2 protein-coding genes are annotated in these 1,326 nt (G+C 42.5%); one reads left to right on the top strand and one right to left on the bottom strand.

Annotated features, from left to right (window positions below):
• Positions 1 to 157 precede the first annotated feature (157 nt).
• Entirely contained in the window at positions 158 to 673 is a 516-nt protein-coding gene (locus ACOVQ4_RS11795; protein WP_421820843.1) for a DinB family protein, read from the top strand.
• Between the two features lie 94 nt (positions 674 to 767).
• On the opposite strand, the gene ACOVQ4_RS11790 is transcribed toward ACOVQ4_RS11795, so the two are convergent.
• On the bottom strand, positions 768 to 1,277 hold the full coding sequence (locus tag ACOVQ4_RS11790; protein ID WP_421820842.1) for a GNAT family N-acetyltransferase: 510 nt from the start codon (positions 1,275 to 1,277) through the stop codon (positions 768 to 770).
• Between the last annotated feature and the right edge of the window lie 49 nt (positions 1,278 to 1,326).

The following is a 1,326-nucleotide window of genomic DNA, read 5'->3' as shown; positions in this document are numbered from 1 at the left end:
GCGACCCCATGCGTGACAGGCATGTATTCTAACCAACTGAACTACCAAACCTTTGTACAATTTTTGCTTTTTGCTATTGCGTTGCTGAATTGTGATGCAAAATTAGTGCTTTTTTTTGAGAAGTCAATACTTTTGTAAAAAAAAAGCAAAAAAAAATATGAGACAGGCCGAAAAATCTGAGTATCCTCAGCATAAGTATTTCTCAAGATATATCGAGTATTCTGATAGTCAGGATGTTATTGAGATGCTTATCAAACAGAAAGAAGAAGTACTTTTTTTGATGAAAAATTTGTCGGTTGAGCAACAAAAATACCGTTACGCCGAAGGAAAGTGGTCGATTCAGGAGGTATTGGGTCATATTACCGATACCGAGCGTATTTTTTCGTATCGTTCTTTGTGTATTGCTCGTGGCGAAAAAAATCCCTTGCCAGGCTTTGATGAAAACGAATATATGGAGGCTGCCAACTTCGAGGAGCAGTCTTTTGAGGATTTGCTGGAGCAATACCGCCTAGTCCGTGAGTCGTCGATTGCTCTTTACCGCTCCATGACAGAGGAGATTGCCTCTCGTATGGGCAATGCCAATGGCTTTGCGGTGTCTGCACGTGCCTACGCATGGGCTATCGCAGGGCATGAGGCTCATCACCTGTCGATTCTACGTGAGAGGTATTTGTAGAAATCGAAGGAGTTGTCTGGGCAATTGGCTTTCGGCTTGTATTGTTTCATAAAAAAACACCTTGTACTCGCCTAAAGCCTGTTGCCCAAATCATTCAACGTAACTTTACATATAGGTAGCCATCATAAAGTTGTCCATCTTTGATAATCGATTTGGGTTGGATAGATTCGAGTAAGTAACCAGCTTTTTCTAATACTTTTTGAGAGGCAATATTGCTATCGAACACACCTGCAAAGAGTCGTTGTAATGCCGGAAATTGCTCGAAGGCATAGTTCGTCATCTCGGTAAGTGCCGCCGAAGCTATACCTTTTCCCCAGTATTCTTCCCCGAGCCAATAGCCAATTTCTGCTTGACAAGCATGGATATCTTGTCCGATAGTAATACCAATACAGCCTACCACGCAGTCGTCTACGCAGATGGCCCATGAGCTGAGAGGAGGTTTTTGACCTTTATTAAAATCTATCCACCAAACAGCGTCGTCGTAGGTGTACGGATTAGGGAAAATATTGCGGAGATATTTGGCAACTTTGGGATTGTTGGCATGGCGTACCAACGACGCCTCGTCACCATCTCTAAAAGTACGAAGAGTAAAATGAGGTATCATGAATCGTTGTTTTGGGTATTAGTTAGGAAATAGGCTTTAGGCTTTAGGC

It is taken from the genome of Flectobacillus sp. (assembly GCF_049240685.1).
In the GTDB taxonomy this organism is placed as follows: Bacteria; Bacteroidota; Bacteroidia; order Cytophagales; family Spirosomataceae; genus Flectobacillus.
The sequence above is the reverse complement of the archived record's forward strand: the minus strand, read 5'-3'. Positions and strand labels throughout refer to the sequence as shown.

Coding starts and splice junctions, on each gene's coding strand:
- ACOVQ4_RS11795 (WP_421820843.1), top strand. CDS start 158: ATGAGACAGGCCGAAAAATCTGAGTATCCTCAGCATAAGTATTTCTCA.
- ACOVQ4_RS11790 (WP_421820842.1), bottom strand. CDS start 1,277: ATGATACCTCATTTTACTCTTCGTACTTTTAGAGATGGTGACGAGGCG.